Here is a 16,490-nt window from a genome sequence, read left to right as displayed (position 1 = left end):
GGCGGGCAATCCCCGGTCGAGTCGGCGCCGCGCGTGGCCGCCTTGGTGACGTCGCGTGAGCGCGGGCCGCCAATTTCCCGGATCGACTCCGGCGTCACCGACCAGGTAGCGGCCTAGGCTGGCGGCATGGTGTCCGAACGCGAACTACTCCAATCCGTACCGACGCAACTATGGATCGGCGGGCCCGTCGATGCCGAGGGCGGCGCCACTTTCCCGGTGCGCAATCCCGCCGACGGGGAAGTGCTGATCGAGGTCGCCGACGCGAGCCCGCAGGACGCGGTGCGCGCACTCGACGCCGCGGCAGCCGTGCAGGCCGAATGGGCCGCGACCTCATCGAGGGAGCGGGGCGAGATCCTGCGCGCGGTGTTCGAGCAGATCACCGCGCGAGCCGAGGAATTCGCGCTGCTGATGACCCTGGAGATGGGCAAGGCGCTGCCGGAGAGCCGCAACGAGGTGCGCTACGGCGCCGAGTTCTTCCGCTGGTTCAGCGAGGAGGCCGTGCGCGTGCACGGGCGCTACCTGCACGCACCCTCCGGCACCGGCCGGATCATGGTGCACAAGCAGCCGGTGGGCCCGTGTCTTGCCATCACGCCGTGGAACTTCCCGCTGGCCATGGGCACCCGCAAGATCGGTCCCGCGCTGGCCGCGGGCTGCACCATGATCGTCAAGCCCGCCTCGGAGACGCCGCTGACGATGCTGCTGCTCGCCAAACTGTGCCAAGAGGCCGGACTGCCCGATGGGGTGCTCTCGGTCATCACGACCAGCCGTTCCGGCGCGGTGACCGGGCCGCTGCTGGAAGACCCGCGACTGCGCAAACTCACCTTCACCGGGTCCACCGAGGTCGGCAAGAAACTCGTGCAGCAGTCCGCGCACGGCTTGCTGCGCACCTCGATGGAGCTCGGCGGCAACGCGCCGTTCGTGGTGTTCGACGACGCCGACGTCGACGCGGCGGTGCAGGGCGCGATGCTGGCCAAGCTGCGCAACGGCGGCGAGGCGTGCACCGCGGCCAACCGGTTCCACGTGCAGAACGGGGTGCTCGAGGAGTTCACCGCCAAATTCGCCGAGGCGATGACGAACTCGGTCACCATGGGGCCTGGCACCGATCCCGAGACGACCCTCGGCCCGCTGATCAACGAGGACCAGCTCACCACCGTCAGCGAACTCGTCGACGACGCGGTGGCGGCGGGCGCGCGGGTTCGCCTCGGCGGCAAGGCGCCAAGCGGTCCCGGCTGGTTCTACCCGGCCACGATTCTCAGCGACGTGCCGCCGCACGCCAGGATCTTGCGCGAGGAGGTGTTCGGTCCGGTCGCGCCGATCGTCGGTTTCGAGACCGAGGAGGAAGGTCTCGCCGCCGCCAACGACACCGAGTTCGGTTTGGTCGCCTACGTGTACACGCGGACGCTGGATCGCGCGCTGCGAGTGGCGGAGGGACTCGAGTCGGGCATGGTGGGCGTCAACCGCGGCGTCATCTCCGATCCGGCAGCGCCGTTCGGCGGCGTGAAGGCTTCCGGGTTCGGCCGTGAGGGCGGCATCGAGGGCATCGAGGAGTACTTGTCGACGAAGTACATCGCGCTGACCTGACCGGCTCGCGCCGGTGTGACCCGAAAACGCAAGGACCGCCCCGGGGTTCGAACACCCGGGGCGGCCTGTGGATGCGATGGTCTCGCGATCACCGCAAGGCTCGCGTGCCGCTGGAGGCGGCGGGAGAACTGCGCGTCAGTGGCCGAGGCGACCGCGACCGAGACGCAGCAGCAGCATGGCGAGGGTGTGGCCCTCCTGGCCGAGCTCGCTGAAGCGCTCCAGCACCTTCATCTCGCGACTGTGCACCAGTCGCGGGCCACCGGAGGCCATCCGAGTCCGTCCGATCAACCGGGAGACCTCGCTGCGTCGCTTGATGGCGGCGAGGATCTCGGCATCGAGCTGGTCGATCTCCTTGCGGAGCTTGTCGATCTCCGCCTCGGTCTGCGGCAGCGCCGCGTCGGACCCGGTGGTCGTGGCAGGGGTGCTCATCATTCATCTCCTCGTGTCAGAACGTGGATCGGCGGGTGCGCACGGCGCGTTACCGTCCGGTTCTTTCACCGTGAAACAGACCTGGTGGGCTTCTATAGTCCCCCAGAAGCGTGTGGTCGGCTACAAGGCTCCGCGATACCGATTTCCGGCTGGTAACCGAATCGGATGCATCGCGGTAACGCTGACCATGGGGGCCAGTCTGCCACGCGGCCGAACCAATGCAAAACGTCTGATTTTGTGAATCTGCTGAGAACGAGTCGAGCGGTTTTGCGGGATGCCACGCCTGGAGGTGTTCACTGAATGTTAGCCGGTGGTCGTCGCGCGGTTCGGAGCGCACCCGGGGGCTTCGCTTGTGTCGGTGGCCGCCGGTAGCGTGGATGGGCAATGGACATCACGGTGGCTCCCCAGACGCAGGCCGGTCGGAACCGGCATCAGGACGTGAACCCAACTCCGCGGCAGGCGGCCGATTCGGCCGCGGCCACGGGGCAGTCCGACGCGCCGCGATACTCGGCCGAACAGGCGGGGTCGTTGCCCGAACAGATGGGATTCTCGACCGGACAGGCGGGATCGTTGACCGAACAGGCACAGCGTCGCGCCGACGAGCAGGCCGAGCGTCGGGCCGAATGGGATCGCCGGCGCGCCGAGGAGGCCGAGCGACTGCTGGACGGGCTCAATCCGCAGCAGCGGGCCGCGGTCGTGCACAGCGGTTCGCCCCTGCTCATCGTCGCGGGCGCCGGCTCGGGCAAGACCGCCGTGCTGACCCGTCGGATCGCCTATCTGCTCGCCGCGCGCGGCGTCACGCCGGGCCAGGTCCTGGCGATCACGTTCACCAACAAGGCTGCCGCCGAGATGCGGGAACGGGTGATCGGGCTGGTCGGCCCGCGCGCGAACAATATGTGGGTTTCCACTTTCCACTCCAGCTGCGTGCGGATCCTGCGTATGCAGGCGGCTCTGCTGCCGGGCTTGAATTCGAATTTCTCGATCTACGACGCCGATGATTCGCGGCGATTGCTGACGATGATCAGCCGCGACTTCGACATCGATACGAAGAAATACTCCGCGCGACTCCTCGCGACCGCGATCTCGAATCTGAAGAACGAGTTGATCGGGCCGGAGCAGGCCACCGCGGACGCCGAATCGGACGATACCGAACTGCCCGGCTTGGTGGCCCGCGTGTACACCGAATATCAGCGCAGGCTGCGCGCGGCCAACGCGCTCGACTTCGACGACCTGATCGGCGAGGCGGTCGCGCTGCTGCAGAACCACCCGCAGGTCGCGGAGTACTACCGTCGCCGCTTCCGGCACGTGCTCGTCGACGAGTACCAGGACACCAACCACGCGCAGTACGTGCTGGTGCGGGAACTGGTCGGCCACCACACCGCCGAGGCGGAGCAGGGGGAGGACGACGCGGGAGCGCCGCCGAGCGAATTGTGCGTCGTCGGCGACGCCGACCAATCCATTTACGCGTTCCGCGGCGCGACCATTCGCAACATCGAGGAATTCGAGCGCGATTTCCCCGACGCGAAGACCATTCTGCTCGAGCAGAACTACCGCTCCACCCAGCACATCCTGTCGGCGGCGAACGCGGTCATCTCGCGCAACGAGGGCAGGCGTGAGAAGCGGCTGTGGACCGATTCCGGCGAGGGCGATCTGATCGTCGGCTATGTGGCCGACAACGAGCACGACGAGGCCTCGTTCGTTGCCCGCGAGATCGACCGGCTCGTCGATCAGGGCGAGGCGAACTACGGCGATGTCGCGGTGTTCTATCGCACCAACAACAACTCCCGTGCGCTGGAAGAGATCTTCATCCGGATGGGTCTGCCGTACAAGGTGGTCGGCGGAGTCCGGTTCTACGAGCGCAAAGAGGTTCGCGACATCGTCGCCTACCTGCGCGTGCTGGAGAACCCCGACGACGCGGTGAGCTTGCGCCGCATCCTCAACACCCCGCGCCGCGGCATCGGCGACCGGGCCGAGGCGTGCGTCGCCGTGCACGCCGAGCAGCGCGAGATCGGTTTCGCCGCGGCGCTGCGCGACGCCGCCGACGGCAAGGTCGCGCTGCTGAACACCCGTGCGCAGCGGGCGATCTCCGGCTTCCTCGAGTTGCTCGAGGAGATCAGGGCGGCGGGCGTGCAGGCCGACGCCGACTTCCCCGACGTCGGCAACGTGGTGGAGGCCGTGCTCGATCGCACCGGGTACCGCGCCGAGCTGGAGGCGTCCGACGATCCGCAGGACGGCGCCCGGCTGGACAACCTGAACGAACTGGTCAGCGTGGCGCGCGAGTTCAGCTCCGAGGCGTACAACAACGCCGTCGCGGCGCGCGAGGAGGGCATCGTGCCCGAACTCGGCGAAGGCGAACCGGACCCGGGCTCGCTCGCGGCGTTCCTGGAGCGCGTCTCGCTGGTCGCCGACACCGACCAGATCCCGGACGAGGGCTCCGGCGTGGTCACCATGATGACGCTGCACACCGCCAAGGGCCTGGAGTTCCCGGTGGTCTTCGTGACCGGCTGGGAGGACGGCCAGTTCCCGCACATGCGCGCGCTCGGCGATCCCACCGAACTGGCCGAGGAACGCCGCCTCGCGTACGTCGGCATCACCAGGGCCAGGCATCGGCTTTACCTGACCCGCGCGGTGGTCCGTTCCGGCTGGGGGCAGCCGGTGTCCAACCCGGAGTCGCGCTTCCTGCAGGAGATCCCGGGCCATCTGATGGATTGGCGGCGACTCGAACCCGCGAATTCCGCGGCGTCGAGGGGCCTGCGCAGGCGCGGCGACGACGACGGGCTGGAACGGGACTGGACGCGCGGTGACGGCTGGTCCGAGCGTCCGGGCGTGCGTCCCGATCGAGGTCCGCGCCGCCCCGCTCCCGGCGGCGCCGCCCGCAACAACACCAATCTGGTGCTCGCGGTGGGCGACCGGGTCAGCGACGACAAGTACGGCCTCGGCCGCGTGATCGCCGCCGAAGGCTTCGGCCCGCTGGCGACGGTCACGATCGACTTCGGCACCGCGGGCAAGATCCGCCTCATCCCGCAGTACAGCCGGACCTTGGTGAAGCTCTGACGCCGGTGTGCGGCCGGATGGGGTCTTTCGGCAGGTGCCGTCCGGCCCTCCCGGACCCCGCGCAAACGCGGTAGCGTCCGGCGGGTGGAGACCGTCGCGCAACATCTGGTGTGGTTCCTGCCCATGCTGTGGCTCGGCATGGTGCTGGCCATCTCGTTCCTCGAAGCGCCACTGAAGTTTCGCGCGCCAGGGGTGACGCTGGCCTTGGGACTCGGAATCGGGCGAATCGTGTTCCGCGCGTTGAACATCGCGGAAACAGTCCTGGCGGTGGCGCTGGTGCTTTCCTGCGTGGCGCTCGAGCCGAGCACGGCGACGTGGGTGTGGCTGGGTATCGCGGTGGCGATCCTGGCGGCCCAGATCCTCGTCGTCCGCCCACCACTCACCCGCCGCTCGAACCGGGTGCTCGCGGGCGAGGAACTGCCCCGTTCGCATGCGCATTACTGGTACGTCGGGCTCGAGGTCGCGAAGGTCGTGGCGCTCGTCGGGTTGGCCATCGCCGCCGCGCCTTGAGGGTCGTACCTCCCGCGGTCAGCGGTACCTCAATGCGGCAATAGATCACCCAACGCATCAGCCAACCGCGGGTACCGAAACCGGAATCCCGCCGGACCGAGCACCGCCGACGTCGCATGGCGCCCGGTCAAGCCCAGCGCCGCATCCGTCCGCAAGAGAACCGCACCGAGCTTCAGCACCGGCCCGGGGGTCGGGGGTGCTGGCGGGCGGTGGAGGTGGCGGCGGAGTGCGGCCATCAGCTCGCGGTTGCGTACGGGAAAATCGGTGGCCGCCACCAAAATGCCGTCCGGCAGCGTGACATCGGGGTCAAGCCCGAGCGCGGCGCGGACGATGCCCAACCAGTCTTCGATGTGGATCCAGCTGAACCATTGGTCTCCGCGGCCGACTCGCCCGCCGAGGCCCGCGCTGGTCAGCTGACAGAGCCGCCGCAGCGCGGGTGCGTGCGGGTCGAGCACGATGGAGGTGCGCAGGATGGTGTGGCGCTTGGTGTTCGCGCCGTCGAAGGCGCGCTCCCACGGCTCGGCCACGCCGGTCATCTGCGGCAGGCCGACGGGCAGCGGAGTTGCTTCGGTGCAACGGGTCTCGCCCGCGTCGGACCAGATCGCTGTGGTGCTTGCCTGCACCCAGTAGTCGACGGGCGCGGGCAGGGCGGCCGAGGCGGCCACCAGGGCGGCGGTGGGATCGACTCGACTGCTGCGCAATTCGATGACATTGCGTTCGGTCGGGCGGCAGTCCACCAGTTCGCCCGCCAAATTGACGATCGCGGTCTTACCCGGATTGCTCAGGGCCGTGACCCATTTCCCAACGGACTTACCGTCCCATTCGACTTGATCGAACGGCAGCGCGGGGTCGCGGCGGCGGGTCAGGATGGTGACTCGCTGTCCGCGGCTGACGAGATCGGCGGCGAGCTGCCTGCCGAGCGCGCCGCTGCCGCCCGCGATCACGACCGTCAGCGCGTCGGGCTTCGGAGCGAGACCGGCCAGCCTGGCCAGTCGCGCGAAACAGACGCGCGGGTCATGTTCCAGCAGTCGGGCGACGACGGTGCGCGCCGCCGCGGCCGAAGGCCCGGAGAAGGTCAGTTCCTGGGTGAGGTTCGTTCCGCCTTCGGCGGGAATCAGGCGCCAGGTCAGCCGCATCCGGCCCGCCGGTTCCGGCTGTTCGATGGTCAGTTCGCGCTGCGGACGCAGGACGGTGATCGCGAACGGCGGCGCCGTCCGGCCGTGTATCGCGCCCACTAGACGTCCGCGCGGTAGATAGTCACCGGTCGCGCCTACCGCGACGGGGCCGTGCAGCCGCACCGAGACGACGGCCGGGTTCCACTCGGGCCAGCGAGCCGGATCGCCCACCACCTGCCACACGAGTTCCGGTGGCAGCGCGATGAATTGGGTGTACCTCGTTGTACGAGCCATACCCCGACGCTAGAACGCGGACAACGGCTCGGGAAGCGTGCCGTTGCTCACGCGTGTCGATCGCGCCGGGTCGATCGGGCGGGTCAGTCGCGCTGTGGGCCGAGGCTGATGCCTCGGGTGGCTAGCCAGGGTAGCGGGTCGACCTTGTCGGAGCCGTTGAGCCAGACCTCGAAGTGTACGTGCGGGCCGGTGGAGAAACCGCGGTTGCCCATGGTGGCGATCTGATCGCCCGCCAGCACCCGCTCGCCCTGCGAGACCGTCGCTGTATCGACGTGGCCGTAGATGGTGACCGTGCCGTCGTCGTGCAGCAGGCGCACCCACATGCCGAATCCGGCGGCCGGACCGGCCTCGATGACGGTGCCGTCGGCGACCGCGTAGATGGGGGTGCCGATCGGGCCCGCGACGTCGATGCCCAGGTGCTGCACGCCCCAGCGGGCGCCGAAGCCGGAGGTGAAGTTGCCCGCGGCGAAGCGCGCGAACAGCGGGCGCAGCTTCGCGGCTTCCGCGGCGGCGAGATCCTCCGCGTACTTGCGGCCCTTTTCCAGGATGTCGTTGAACTGGCCGAGGTTCGCGGGGGTGGAGACGTTGAGCACCTGCGGCGAGCCGGGCGCGGCATTCGGGTCGGCCATGCTGACCGACTGGGCGGCGATCTCGTGGATCTGACCGGCGGCCTCGTAGTCGATGCTGTGCGAAGGCTGCTCGGGCGAGGCCATCGCGGCCTGTCCCGCGGCGACGACCGCGCCCGCGGCGACGGCGACGACCGCGGCGCGGCCCTTGAGCGCGGTGGGCGGCGCCGGCATCCGGTGCGCGCCACCGCCGCGTCTGTTCGGGCCGCGCGCCGGGATGACTTTCGGCGCGGCGTTGTCTTCGGTGGCTTCGGCGAACCAGGGGTTCTCGGAGCCCCAGTCTTCCTCGGCGGCTTCGGACGTCCACGCGCCGTCGGCCTCCGCCGACCAGCCGTTGCTCGGATCGGCTCCCCAGGAGTCGTCCGCTTCCTGCGCCCATTCCCCGTCGGGCTGCTGGGTCCACGCGCCGTCGGATGTCCATGCGCTGTCCGACGTCCACGCGTTGTCGGCGGGGGGCGTCCACGCCTCGTCCGCGTCCGGCGACCAGGCATTGTCGTTCGAAGCCCACGCACCGCCGTCGGACCACGCACCGCCGTCGGACCACGAATCCCGCTCGGCCCATTCGGTATTCGCGGACCAGGTGGACGTGTTCTCGTCGCCGTGCGCGCCGCTCGCGGCGTATCCGGTCGCGGCAGCGCCCGTGGCGGCGTAGGGGTTGTTGGACGACTGGAAGGCGTGTCCGCCGTGATCGCCGTGGGCGAAGGATTCGTCGTCGTCGCGATAACGATGTCCCGAGCGAGCGCGATGATCGGGAACGAGGGTGGAGCGATGGTTCATCGGCGGTGCCACATCGTGGAGCGGGGGATGATGACGGTGCCGAGAGATCGGCAGAAGGTCGACGTCGAAGGCTCGTCCGCAGGCCGGCCCACCGTCCGCGGAGCGTTGTGCTGCATCAAGGCTTGCCGTCCTCCTGAATCCTTGGAACAACGGAGTCGTGACATAGTTGTGACATCGACCGCATTTACGGTAACGAAACGATTGCGGGGTCCGCAAGCGTTGCGACCAATCTGTCCAACCATGTGAGATTGATCACCGTAACAGCACGGAATAACTCACTGTTTTCCGGGCACGCGAGTGAGGTCGAACGACGACGATTTGTAGTAGATCGTCGTCGGCTCCCGGCTTCGGCGGCTCTACCTGGCAAACCGACAACAAACTACTCGCGAGTAGCGTTGGCCAGGGGTTTTTCCGGCCGTCGACCCCGCCCGTGACCTGCGCCACTTAGGATGAACGTGGCCGATTGGCCCTCCATGTGACTGGTTAGAGTCCGACCCGACCCGCTTCCGACGTCGGGCCGCCAACAAAGACGTTGTCATCACAACGCAGACGAGACGGTGAGTACATGGATCTCTTCGAATATCAGGCGAAGGAGCTCTTCGTTAAGCACGGAGTGCCTTCGTCCGAGGGCCGCGTCACGGACACGGCCGAGGACGCCCGCGCCATCGCGGAGGAAATCGGCAAGCCGGTGATGATCAAGGCCCAGGTCAAGGCCGGTGGCCGCGGTAAGGCGGGTGGCGTCAAGTACGCCGCCACCCCGGAGGACGCGCTCACGCACGCGCAGAACATCATCGGCCTGGACATCAAGGGCCACATCACCAAGAAGATCCTTGTCGCCGAGGCCAAGGACATCGCGGAGGAGTACTACATCTCCTTCCTCCTCGATCGTTCCAACCGCACCTACCTGGCCATGTGTTCGGTCGAGGGCGGCATGGAGATCGAAGAGGTCGCCGCGACCAAGCCGGAGCGGCTGGCCAAGGTTCCCGTCGACGCCGTGCAGGGTGTCGATCTCGCGTTCGCGCGTTCGATCGCCGAGCAGGGCCACCTGCCCGCCGACGTGCTGGACGCCGCCGCGGTGACCATTCAGAAGCTGTGGGAGGTGTTCGTCAAGGAGGACGCCACCCTGGTCGAGGTCAACCCGCTGGTGCGCACCCCGCAGAACGAGATCCTCGCCCTCGACGGCAAGGTCACGCTGGACGAGAACGCCGAGTTCCGCCACGCCGACCACGAGGCGTTCGCGGACAAAGACGCGACCGACCCGCTGGAGCTGAAGGCCAAGGAGAACGACCTCAACTACGTCAAGCTGGACGGCGAGGTCGGCATCATCGGTAACGGCGCGGGTCTGGTCATGTCGACCCTGGATGTCGTCGCCTACGCCGGCGAGAACCACGGCGGCGTCAAGCCCGCCAACTTCCTCGACATCGGTGGCGGCGCCTCGGCCGAGGTGATGGCGGCCGGGCTCGACGTCATCCTGGGCGACGCGCAGGTCAAGAGCGTGTTCGTGAACGTCTTCGGCGGCATCACCGCCTGTGACGCGGTCGCGAACGGCATCGTGAAGGCGCTGGAGATCCTCGGCGCCGAGGCGAACAAGCCGCTGGTCGTTCGTCTCGACGGCAACAAGGTCGACGAGGGTCGCAAGATCCTGGTCGACGCGGCGCACCCGCTGATCACGCTTGCGCAGACAATGGACGAAGGCGCCGACAAGGCCGCCGAACTGGCAGCGGCCAAGTAAAGGAAACCGGAAATGTCTATCTTCCTGAACAAGGACTCCAAAGTCATCGTCCAGGGCATCACCGGCGGCGAGGGCACCAAGCACACCGCGCTGATGCTCAAGGCGGGCACCCAGGTCGTCGGCGGTGTCAACGCGCGTAAGGCGGGCACCACCGTCGCGCACACCGACAAGGACGGCAACGCGGTCGAGCTGCCGGTGTTCGGCACCGTCGCCGAGGCCATCAAGGAGACCGGCGCGGACGTCTCCATCGCGTTCGTTCCGCCGAAGTTCGCCAAGGACGCCATCATCGAGGCCATCGACGCGGAGATCCCGCTGCTCGTGGTCATCACCGAGGGCATCCCGGTGCAGGACACCGCCTACGCGTGGGCCTACAACGTCGAGAAGGGCAACAAGACCCGGATCATCGGCCCGAACTGCCCCGGCATCATCACCCCCGGCGAGGCGCTGGTCGGCATCACCCCCGCCAACATCACCGGCAAGGGTCCGGTCGGCCTGGTCTCCAAGTCCGGCACGCTGACCTACCAGATGATGTACGAGCTGCGTGATTTCGGCTTCTCCACCGCCATCGGCATCGGCGGCGACCCGGTCATCGGCACCACCCACATCGACGCCATCGAGGCGTTCGAGAAGGACCCGGAGACCAAGCTCATCGTCATGATCGGCGAGATCGGCGGCGACGCGGAGGAGCGGGCCGCGGCCTACATCAAGGCCAACGTCACCAAGCCGGTGGTCGGCTACGTCGCGGGCTTCACCGCTCCCGAGGGCAAGACCATGGGTCACGCGGGCGCCATCGTTTCCGGTTCGGCGGGCACCGCCCAGGCGAAGAAGGACGCGCTGGAGGCCGCGGGCGTCAAGGTCGGCAAGACGCCGTCCGAGACCGCCGCGCTCGCTCGCGAGATCCTGGAGAAGGCGAGCATCAGCGCCTGATTCGGTCCGAAATCGTTACGAGGGCCGCCTTTCCGCAGGAAGGGCGGCCCTCGTCGTCGTCACGGGAAGCCGTCCGGCCTGCTGTTCGAGGATGACCCGAACGGTCCGGTGCAGTAGCGTCAAGAGTGATCCAGCCGAACAACGACTCGACGTAGGAGACGACGACATGTCATACCCGACCGGGGGCTCCGGGTACAACACACCCGCGACGCCCTCCGCACCACCCAGTCTCGGCCAGACGGGCAGTGGTGCCAGCACAGGTGCGAGCGCTTCCGGTTCCGATGCCAAGGGCCTGCCGTTCTTCCTTGTGGTCGGTGTCGCTGCGCTCGGCGTGATCAACTTCCTGCTCGGATTCCTGCCGTTCTCCGTGGAGGAGGTCGAGCGAGCGGGCACCACCATCACCGGCGACAACTACAACGCCTTCACGCCGTTCGGCGCGACCGCCGCGCTCGGACTGCTACTACTCGGCGGTCTGCTCGCGGGAATCTCGGTGCTGCCCAAGCAGAATTGGACCGGCGCGGCCGCCGCCGCGTCGGCCGCTGGGTTCCTGACGCTGCTGTTCCAGGTCATTTCGCTGCCCGATCCGCTCGCAACGGAGTTCGGCGCGTGGGTGCTGATCTTCCTCGCGCTGGTGCAGACCGGCGTCGCGATCGCCGCGGTGCTGTTCGAGGCGGGCATCGTCAAGGCCCCCGCCCCGAAGCCCGCGTCCGCGCAGGCCGCGCAGGCCGGTTTCGGCGGCCAGGCCCAGGGCGGCTACGGCCAGCAGCAGTTCGGGCAGGGCGGCCAGTATGGTCAGCAGAGCCAGCCGAGCCAGCCGGTTTACGGACAGCAGCCGGGCCAGACCTACGGGCAGGCGGGCTACGGCACCGGCCAGCAGTACCAGCAGCAGCCGTACGGCCAGAGCCAGCCGAGTCAGCCGACCTATGGTCAGCAGCCCGGTCAGGCCTACGGCCAGCCGTCCTACGGTCAGCAGCCCGGTTACGGTGCGCCGCAACAGGGTTCGCCGTACGGCGCCGCGCCCGCGCAGCAGCAGCCGCGTCCGGACGAGAGCGCGACGCAGCACTTCGGCGGCGGCGCTCAGCCCGGCCAGCAGCAGCAGTACGGCGCTCCCGGCTACGGCCAGAGCCAGCAGGGCCAGCCGTTCGGCGGCGAGAAGACCTCCGATCCGGCCGGCGACGCCACCCAGGCCTTCCGTCCGTCGGACGACAACAACAAGTAATCGACGCAGGTTCCGCGAGCACCTATCCCTCCGGGTGGGTGCTCGCGGCGCGCCTGCCCCGCTCACCTCGGGACAGGTGTCACGCTGAAGTGCCATGAGGGAACGCAGTGAGCGAATCATGTGCCGGCGCGTTTCGCGCATGCCGGAGCCGAATGTCGGTGAGGCGAATGCATGAACTCACCGAGGAAGTCTCTCCTCCGCTGGAGAAGCGGGGCCGCCGACGAATCGGAATCGCCGATGCGTAGCGATCATTCGCCCGAGATCGAGGACTCCGGGTTCCTGTCTCTGACCCCGGAACGCGCCAGGGTCCTGCTCCTGGTCGCGGCCCGGCCCGCCACCTTCGCGCTGAGCGCGATCGTGGTGCTCGTGCTGGTCACCTTGTTCGCCGCAGGCAGCGCAATGGCGGGCGCCGCGGGCGCCGTCGCGGCGAGCTGGCTTGCGGTGCACCAGGTTCCGTTGGTGATCGGGAAGACCACGCTCGGCCTGTTTCCGCTGCTGCCGACCGCGCTGCTGCTCGGCGCCGCGGGCCGGGAGTGCTATCGGGCGGTGACGCCGAACAGTTCGCGCACCGAAATCGGCTGGGTCTTCGGAGCCGCGCTGGGCGGGCCGCTGTTGCTCACCGCAGTCTGCCTCGCGGTGGCCGAGGACGCTTCCGCCGTGGTCGCGCTGCAACCGCCGGACACCCTCGCCGCCTTCGGCTGGGTCATATTCCTGCATCTCGGCGCGGCGGGCGTAGGTGTCGCGCTGCGAATGCGTCGCCGGATGTTCGACCTGCTCCGTGCGCCGGAATGGGTGATCGCCGGAATCTACGGCGCGGGAGGTACCGTGCTGCGGCTGTTCGGCTGCGCCGCCGCGGTCACGGTCGTGTCGTTCCTCGCGCACTGGGGCGACATCGGCGACACCTACCGCTCCGCGGGAAATGCCTGGGGCTTCATCGGATTGACGGTGCTCTCGCTGGCCTACTTGCCCAACGTGGTGCTGGGTGCGGTGGGCGTGTTGCTTGGTGCGGGCGCTAATTTCGGTGCGGCATCGATCGGTTTGTTCGGCGTGGTAGGCGGACCGGTCCCGGCGGTGCCGGTGATGGCGGCGGTGCCGACCGGCCCCGCGTCGGCTTGGTGGGCGGCGTTGCTGCTGATCCCAGCCGCGGTCGGCGTGCTCGGTGGCATCGATGCCGGACGCACCTCGGGCGATCGCCTCACCGCCCCCTGGGCGACGCTGACCTCCGCCGGTGCGGCGACCCTGCTGCTCGTCCTGTTCGGCGCGCTCGCGGGCGGTGAGTTGGGCAGCTTCGGGCGGGTCGGCCTCGAGCTGCCGATCTTCGCGCTGGTCAGCTTCGGGTGGCTGGCGTGCGCGGGCTACGTCGGCCTGGTCTGCGCCCGGTACTTCATCGCTCCGGTCGGCGTGACGCTTCCCGTTTCGGACTATTACGACGATGACGACGAGGACTACGACACCGACGCGGATTACTACGACGACGACTACGAATCCGACGGCTATCGCGACTACGCGGACGACGACTACCACGACGACTACCGCGACGACGACTACCGCGAGGACGACGACTACTACGACGACGACGGGTATTACGGCCACGACTCGTACTACGACGACGACCCGGACGCACTCGACGCCGAACTCGTCGACGACCCGCCCAAGCTCACCACCGCCCCGCGCCAGACGCCGCCCGACATCGTCGACGCGGAAGTCGTCGAGGCCGATCCCGGCTTCGACTCCCGGGCCGACCGCAGGCGATAGCGGGCGCCGACGGGAGATTCCGCCGTCGGAAGGCGCGTAATAGCATCCCGCCCGCCCCGGCGCGCCCGCCACCGGTGGAAAGTCACGCGCAGGCCACCGACTAGGCTTTACTCCGGCGGCGCCCCGATCCGGCCGCCGTCCGGTCGATACGCAGGAGTAGAGCGCTGACGTCTCCGCATGCCGAGTGGGTGCCCGCCGCGGCGCCCGCCACCGTAGTCGTGCTCGCCTCGGGCACCGGGTCGCTGCTGCGCGCGCTTCTCGACGCGGCGAGCGCCGCGGACTATCCGGCCAAGATCGTCGCGGTGGGCGTCGACCGCGTCTGCGCCGCCACCGAGCACGCGGATTCCGCGGGTGTCCCGCACTTCCGGGTAGCGCTGAAAGACTTCCCCGACCGCATGGCGTGGGACGCCGCGCTGACCGACGCGGTGGCCGCATACGCGCCGGACCTGGTGGTCTCGGCCGGTTTCATGAAGATCCTCGGTCCCGCGTTCATGAACCGCTTCGGCGGTCGGATCATCAACACCCACCCCGCGCTGCTGCCGTCCTTTCCGGGCGCGCACGGCGTGCGCGACGCGCTCGCGTACGGGGTGCGGGTCACCGGCTCGACGGTGCACCTGGTCGACTCGGGCGTCGACACCGGACCGATCCTCGCGCAGGAGCCGGTGCCGGTGCTGCCCGACGACGACGAGGACACGCTGCACGAGCGGATCAAGATTGTCGAGCGACGGTTGCTGGCGGAGGTCGTCGCCGCCGTCGCGACGCGAGGCATTGTCTCCGACGGACGAAAGGCAGTAATTCCAGATGAGCGGGTGCGCCAGTGAGTGAGCGTAGCGAAACGACCGTGGTTCCGGGCGAGCGCAAGCCGATCAGCAGGGCGCTGGTGAGCGTCTACGACAAGACGGGCCTCATCGAGCTCGCGACCGGTCTGCACGCGGCGGGCATCGAGCTGGTGTCCACCGGCTCGACCGCGGGCAAGATCGCCGACGCGGGTATCCCGGTGACCAAGGTCGAGGACCTGACCGGGTTCCCGGAGACGCTGGACGGCCGGGTCAAGACCCTGCACCCGCGGGTGCACGCGGGCATCCTCGCCGATTCGCGCAAGCAGGAGCACGTCGACCAGCTGGTCGAACTCGGCGTGGAGGCGTTCCAGCTGGTCGTGGTGAACCTCTACCCGTTCACCCAGACCGTGGCCAGCGGCGCGAGCCAGGACGAGTGCGTCGAGCAGATCGATATCGGCGGTCCGTCCATGGTGCGCGCGGCCGCGAAGAACCACCCGTCGGTCGCGGTGGTCGTCGACAGCGGTGACTACGACGACGTGCTCGCCGCGGTGAAGTCCGGCGGCTTCACCCTCGCCGAGCGGACCGCGTTGGCCGCCAAGGCTTTCCAGCACACCGCGAGCTACGACGTGGCGGTGGCGAGCTGGATGACCTCGGTGCTGGCTCCCGGCGTGGCCGAGGAACAGGCGAGTTCGCCGTTCCCCGGCTGGATCGGTGGCTCGTGGGAGCGCGCGGCGGTGCTGCGCTACGGCGAGAACCCGCACCAGGCCGCGGCGCTGTACACCGACAACGACGGTTCGGTCGGTCTCGCCCAGGCGGAGCAGTTGCACGGCAAGGAGATGTCGTACAACAACTACACCGATGCCGACGCCGCCTGGCGCGCCGCCTACGACCACGAGGCGCCCGCGGTGGCGATCATCAAGCACGCCAACCCGTGCGGCATCGCGATCGGCGCCGACATCGCCGAGGCGCACCGCAAGGCGCACGCCTGCGACCCGGTGAGCGCGTTCGGCGGTGTGATCGCGGCCAACCGCGAGGTCACCGTGGAGATGGCCGAGCAGGTCGCCGACATCTTCACCGAGGTCATCGTGGCGCCGTCCTACGCCGACGGTGCGGTGGAAGTGTTGCAGCGCAAGAAGAACGTGCGCATCCTGGTCGCCGAGCCGCCGCAGCGGGCGGGCGTCGAGCTGCGCCCGATCAGCGGCGGCGCGCTGTTGCAGCAGCGCGACATCCTCGACGCCGAGGGCGACGACGCGGCCAACTGGACCCTCGCGGCGGGCGAGGCCGCGGACGCGCAGACCCTGGCCGATCTCGAATTCGCTTGGCGCGCTTGCCGCGCGGTGAAGTCCAACGCCATCCTGCTCGCGCACGACGGCGCGTCGGTCGGCGTCGGCATGGGGCAGGTCAACCGCGTCGACGCGGTGCAGCTGGCGGTGCAGCGGGCGGGGGAGAGGGCAACGGGTTCGGTGGCCGCCTCGGACGCGTTCTTCCCGTTCCCGGACGGTCCGCAGCAGCTGATCCAGGCGGGCATCCGCGCCATCGTGCAGCCGGGCGGTTCGGTCCGCGACCAGGAGACCATCGATCTGGCCCGTGCGGCCGGAGTGACGCTGTACCTCACCGGTTCTCGCCACTTCGCGCACTGAGTGCGTAGGAACGACGAGTCGTAGGAACGCGGAGAGCGGTCCCGAAAGGGCT

The 16,490-nt window shown here is 68.8% G+C and carries 12 protein-coding genes; 9 read left to right on the top strand and 3 right to left on the bottom strand.

The genetic code is table 11. The annotated features are described in order from the left end of the window. Positions 1-126: 126 nt before the first annotated feature. A complete protein-coding gene (locus NX1_RS01080) occupies positions 127-1,581 on the top strand; it encodes an NAD-dependent succinate-semialdehyde dehydrogenase (RefSeq protein ID WP_068052156.1) in 1,455 nt (484 codons plus the stop codon). 135 nt (positions 1,582-1,716) lie between these two features. Here NX1_RS01080 and NX1_RS01075 read toward each other — a convergent pair whose 3' ends face one another. Then, the gene (locus NX1_RS01075; RefSeq protein WP_084500853.1) at positions 1,717-2,010 is read right to left on the bottom strand and encodes a chorismate mutase; all 294 of its coding nucleotides are present in this window, start codon (positions 2,008-2,010) and stop codon (positions 1,717-1,719) included. 540 nt (positions 2,011-2,550) lie between these two features. Here NX1_RS01075 and pcrA point away from each other — a divergent pair. After that, positions 2,551-5,064 (top strand): DNA helicase PcrA, encoded by a 2,514-nt coding sequence (pcrA, locus tag NX1_RS01070; protein WP_373864854.1) that lies wholly within the window; start codon positions 2,551-2,553, stop codon positions 5,062-5,064. Positions 5,065-5,148: 84 nt separating this feature from the next. Then, entirely contained in the window at positions 5,149-5,574 is a 426-nt protein-coding gene (locus NX1_RS01065) for a hypothetical protein (protein ID WP_174555441.1), read from the top strand. A 29-nt stretch (positions 5,575-5,603) separates the two neighbouring features. Here the strand turns inward: NX1_RS01065 and NX1_RS01060 are convergent, their stop codons facing one another. Continuing rightward, the gene (locus NX1_RS01060) at positions 5,604-6,983 is read right to left on the bottom strand and encodes a DUF1731 domain-containing protein (protein WP_084500750.1); all 1,380 of its coding nucleotides are present in this window, start codon (positions 6,981-6,983) and stop codon (positions 5,604-5,606) included. Positions 6,984-7,066: 83 nt separating this feature from the next. After that, positions 7,067-8,386 (bottom strand): M23 family metallopeptidase, encoded by a 1,320-nt coding sequence (locus NX1_RS38595; protein WP_068052839.1) that lies wholly within the window; start codon positions 8,384-8,386, stop codon positions 7,067-7,069. A 565-nt stretch (positions 8,387-8,951) separates the two neighbouring features. Here NX1_RS38595 and sucC point away from each other — a divergent pair. The 6 genes from sucC (at position 8,952) to purH (ending at position 16,438) form a co-directional block, all read left to right on the top strand. Further along, complete coding sequence (gene sucC, locus NX1_RS01050; protein ID WP_068052151.1) at positions 8,952-10,118, top strand: ADP-forming succinate--CoA ligase subunit beta; 1,167 nt, start codon at positions 8,952-8,954, stop codon at positions 10,116-10,118. 12 nt (positions 10,119-10,130) lie between these two features. Next, positions 10,131-11,045, top strand: coding sequence for a succinate--CoA ligase subunit alpha (sucD, locus tag NX1_RS01045; protein ID WP_068052149.1), 915 nt, complete (start codon positions 10,131-10,133; stop codon positions 11,043-11,045). A 166-nt stretch (positions 11,046-11,211) separates the two neighbouring features. Next, positions 11,212-12,264, top strand: a complete 1,053-nt coding sequence (locus tag NX1_RS01040) for a DUF5336 domain-containing protein (protein ID WP_068052147.1) — start codon at positions 11,212-11,214, stop codon at positions 12,262-12,264. Positions 12,265-12,501: 237 nt separating this feature from the next. Next, complete coding sequence (locus NX1_RS35870; RefSeq protein ID WP_245668254.1) at positions 12,502-14,019, top strand: cell division protein PerM; 1,518 nt, start codon at positions 12,502-12,504, stop codon at positions 14,017-14,019. A gap of 146 nt (positions 14,020-14,165) precedes the next feature. Next, positions 14,166-14,840: a phosphoribosylglycinamide formyltransferase gene (gene purN, locus NX1_RS01030; RefSeq protein WP_068052138.1), complete on the top strand. Its 675-nt coding sequence runs from the start codon at positions 14,166-14,168 to the stop codon at positions 14,838-14,840. After that, entirely contained in the window at positions 14,837-16,438 is a 1,602-nt protein-coding gene (gene purH, locus NX1_RS01025) for a bifunctional phosphoribosylaminoimidazolecarboxamide formyltransferase/IMP cyclohydrolase (RefSeq protein WP_245668253.1), read from the top strand. Before purN ends, purH begins: the two co-directional genes overlap by 4 nt. Positions 16,439-16,490 lie beyond the last annotated feature (52 nt).

It is taken from the genome of Nocardia xishanensis NBRC 101358, from assembly GCF_001613365.1.
Lineage (GTDB): Bacteria > Actinomycetota > Actinomycetes > Mycobacteriales > Mycobacteriaceae > Nocardia > Nocardia xishanensis.
Note: the sequence above shows the minus strand (reverse complement) of the source record. Positions and strands in the feature narration are given on the sequence as shown.

Bases quoted from the DNA above. Each gene is read 5' to 3' on its own strand.
- NX1_RS01080 (WP_068052156.1), top strand. From the start codon at position 127: ATGGTGTCCGAACGCGAACTACTCCAATCCGTACCGACGCAACTATGG.
- NX1_RS01075 (WP_084500853.1), bottom strand. From the start codon at position 2,010: ATGAGCACCCCTGCCACGACCACCGGGTCCGACGCGGCGCTGCCGCAG.
- pcrA (WP_373864854.1), top strand. From the start codon at position 2,551: ATGGGATTCTCGACCGGACAGGCGGGATCGTTGACCGAACAGGCACAG.
- NX1_RS01060 (WP_084500750.1), bottom strand. From the start codon at position 6,983: ATGGCTCGTACAACGAGGTACACCCAATTCATCGCGCTGCCACCGGAA.
- NX1_RS38595 (WP_068052839.1), bottom strand. From the start codon at position 8,386: ATGAACCATCGCTCCACCCTCGTTCCCGATCATCGCGCTCGCTCGGGA.
- sucC (WP_068052151.1), top strand. From the start codon at position 8,952: ATGGATCTCTTCGAATATCAGGCGAAGGAGCTCTTCGTTAAGCACGGA.
- sucD (WP_068052149.1), top strand. From the start codon at position 10,131: ATGTCTATCTTCCTGAACAAGGACTCCAAAGTCATCGTCCAGGGCATC.
- NX1_RS01040 (WP_068052147.1), top strand. From the start codon at position 11,212: ATGTCATACCCGACCGGGGGCTCCGGGTACAACACACCCGCGACGCCC.
- NX1_RS35870 (WP_245668254.1), top strand. From the start codon at position 12,502: ATGCGTAGCGATCATTCGCCCGAGATCGAGGACTCCGGGTTCCTGTCT.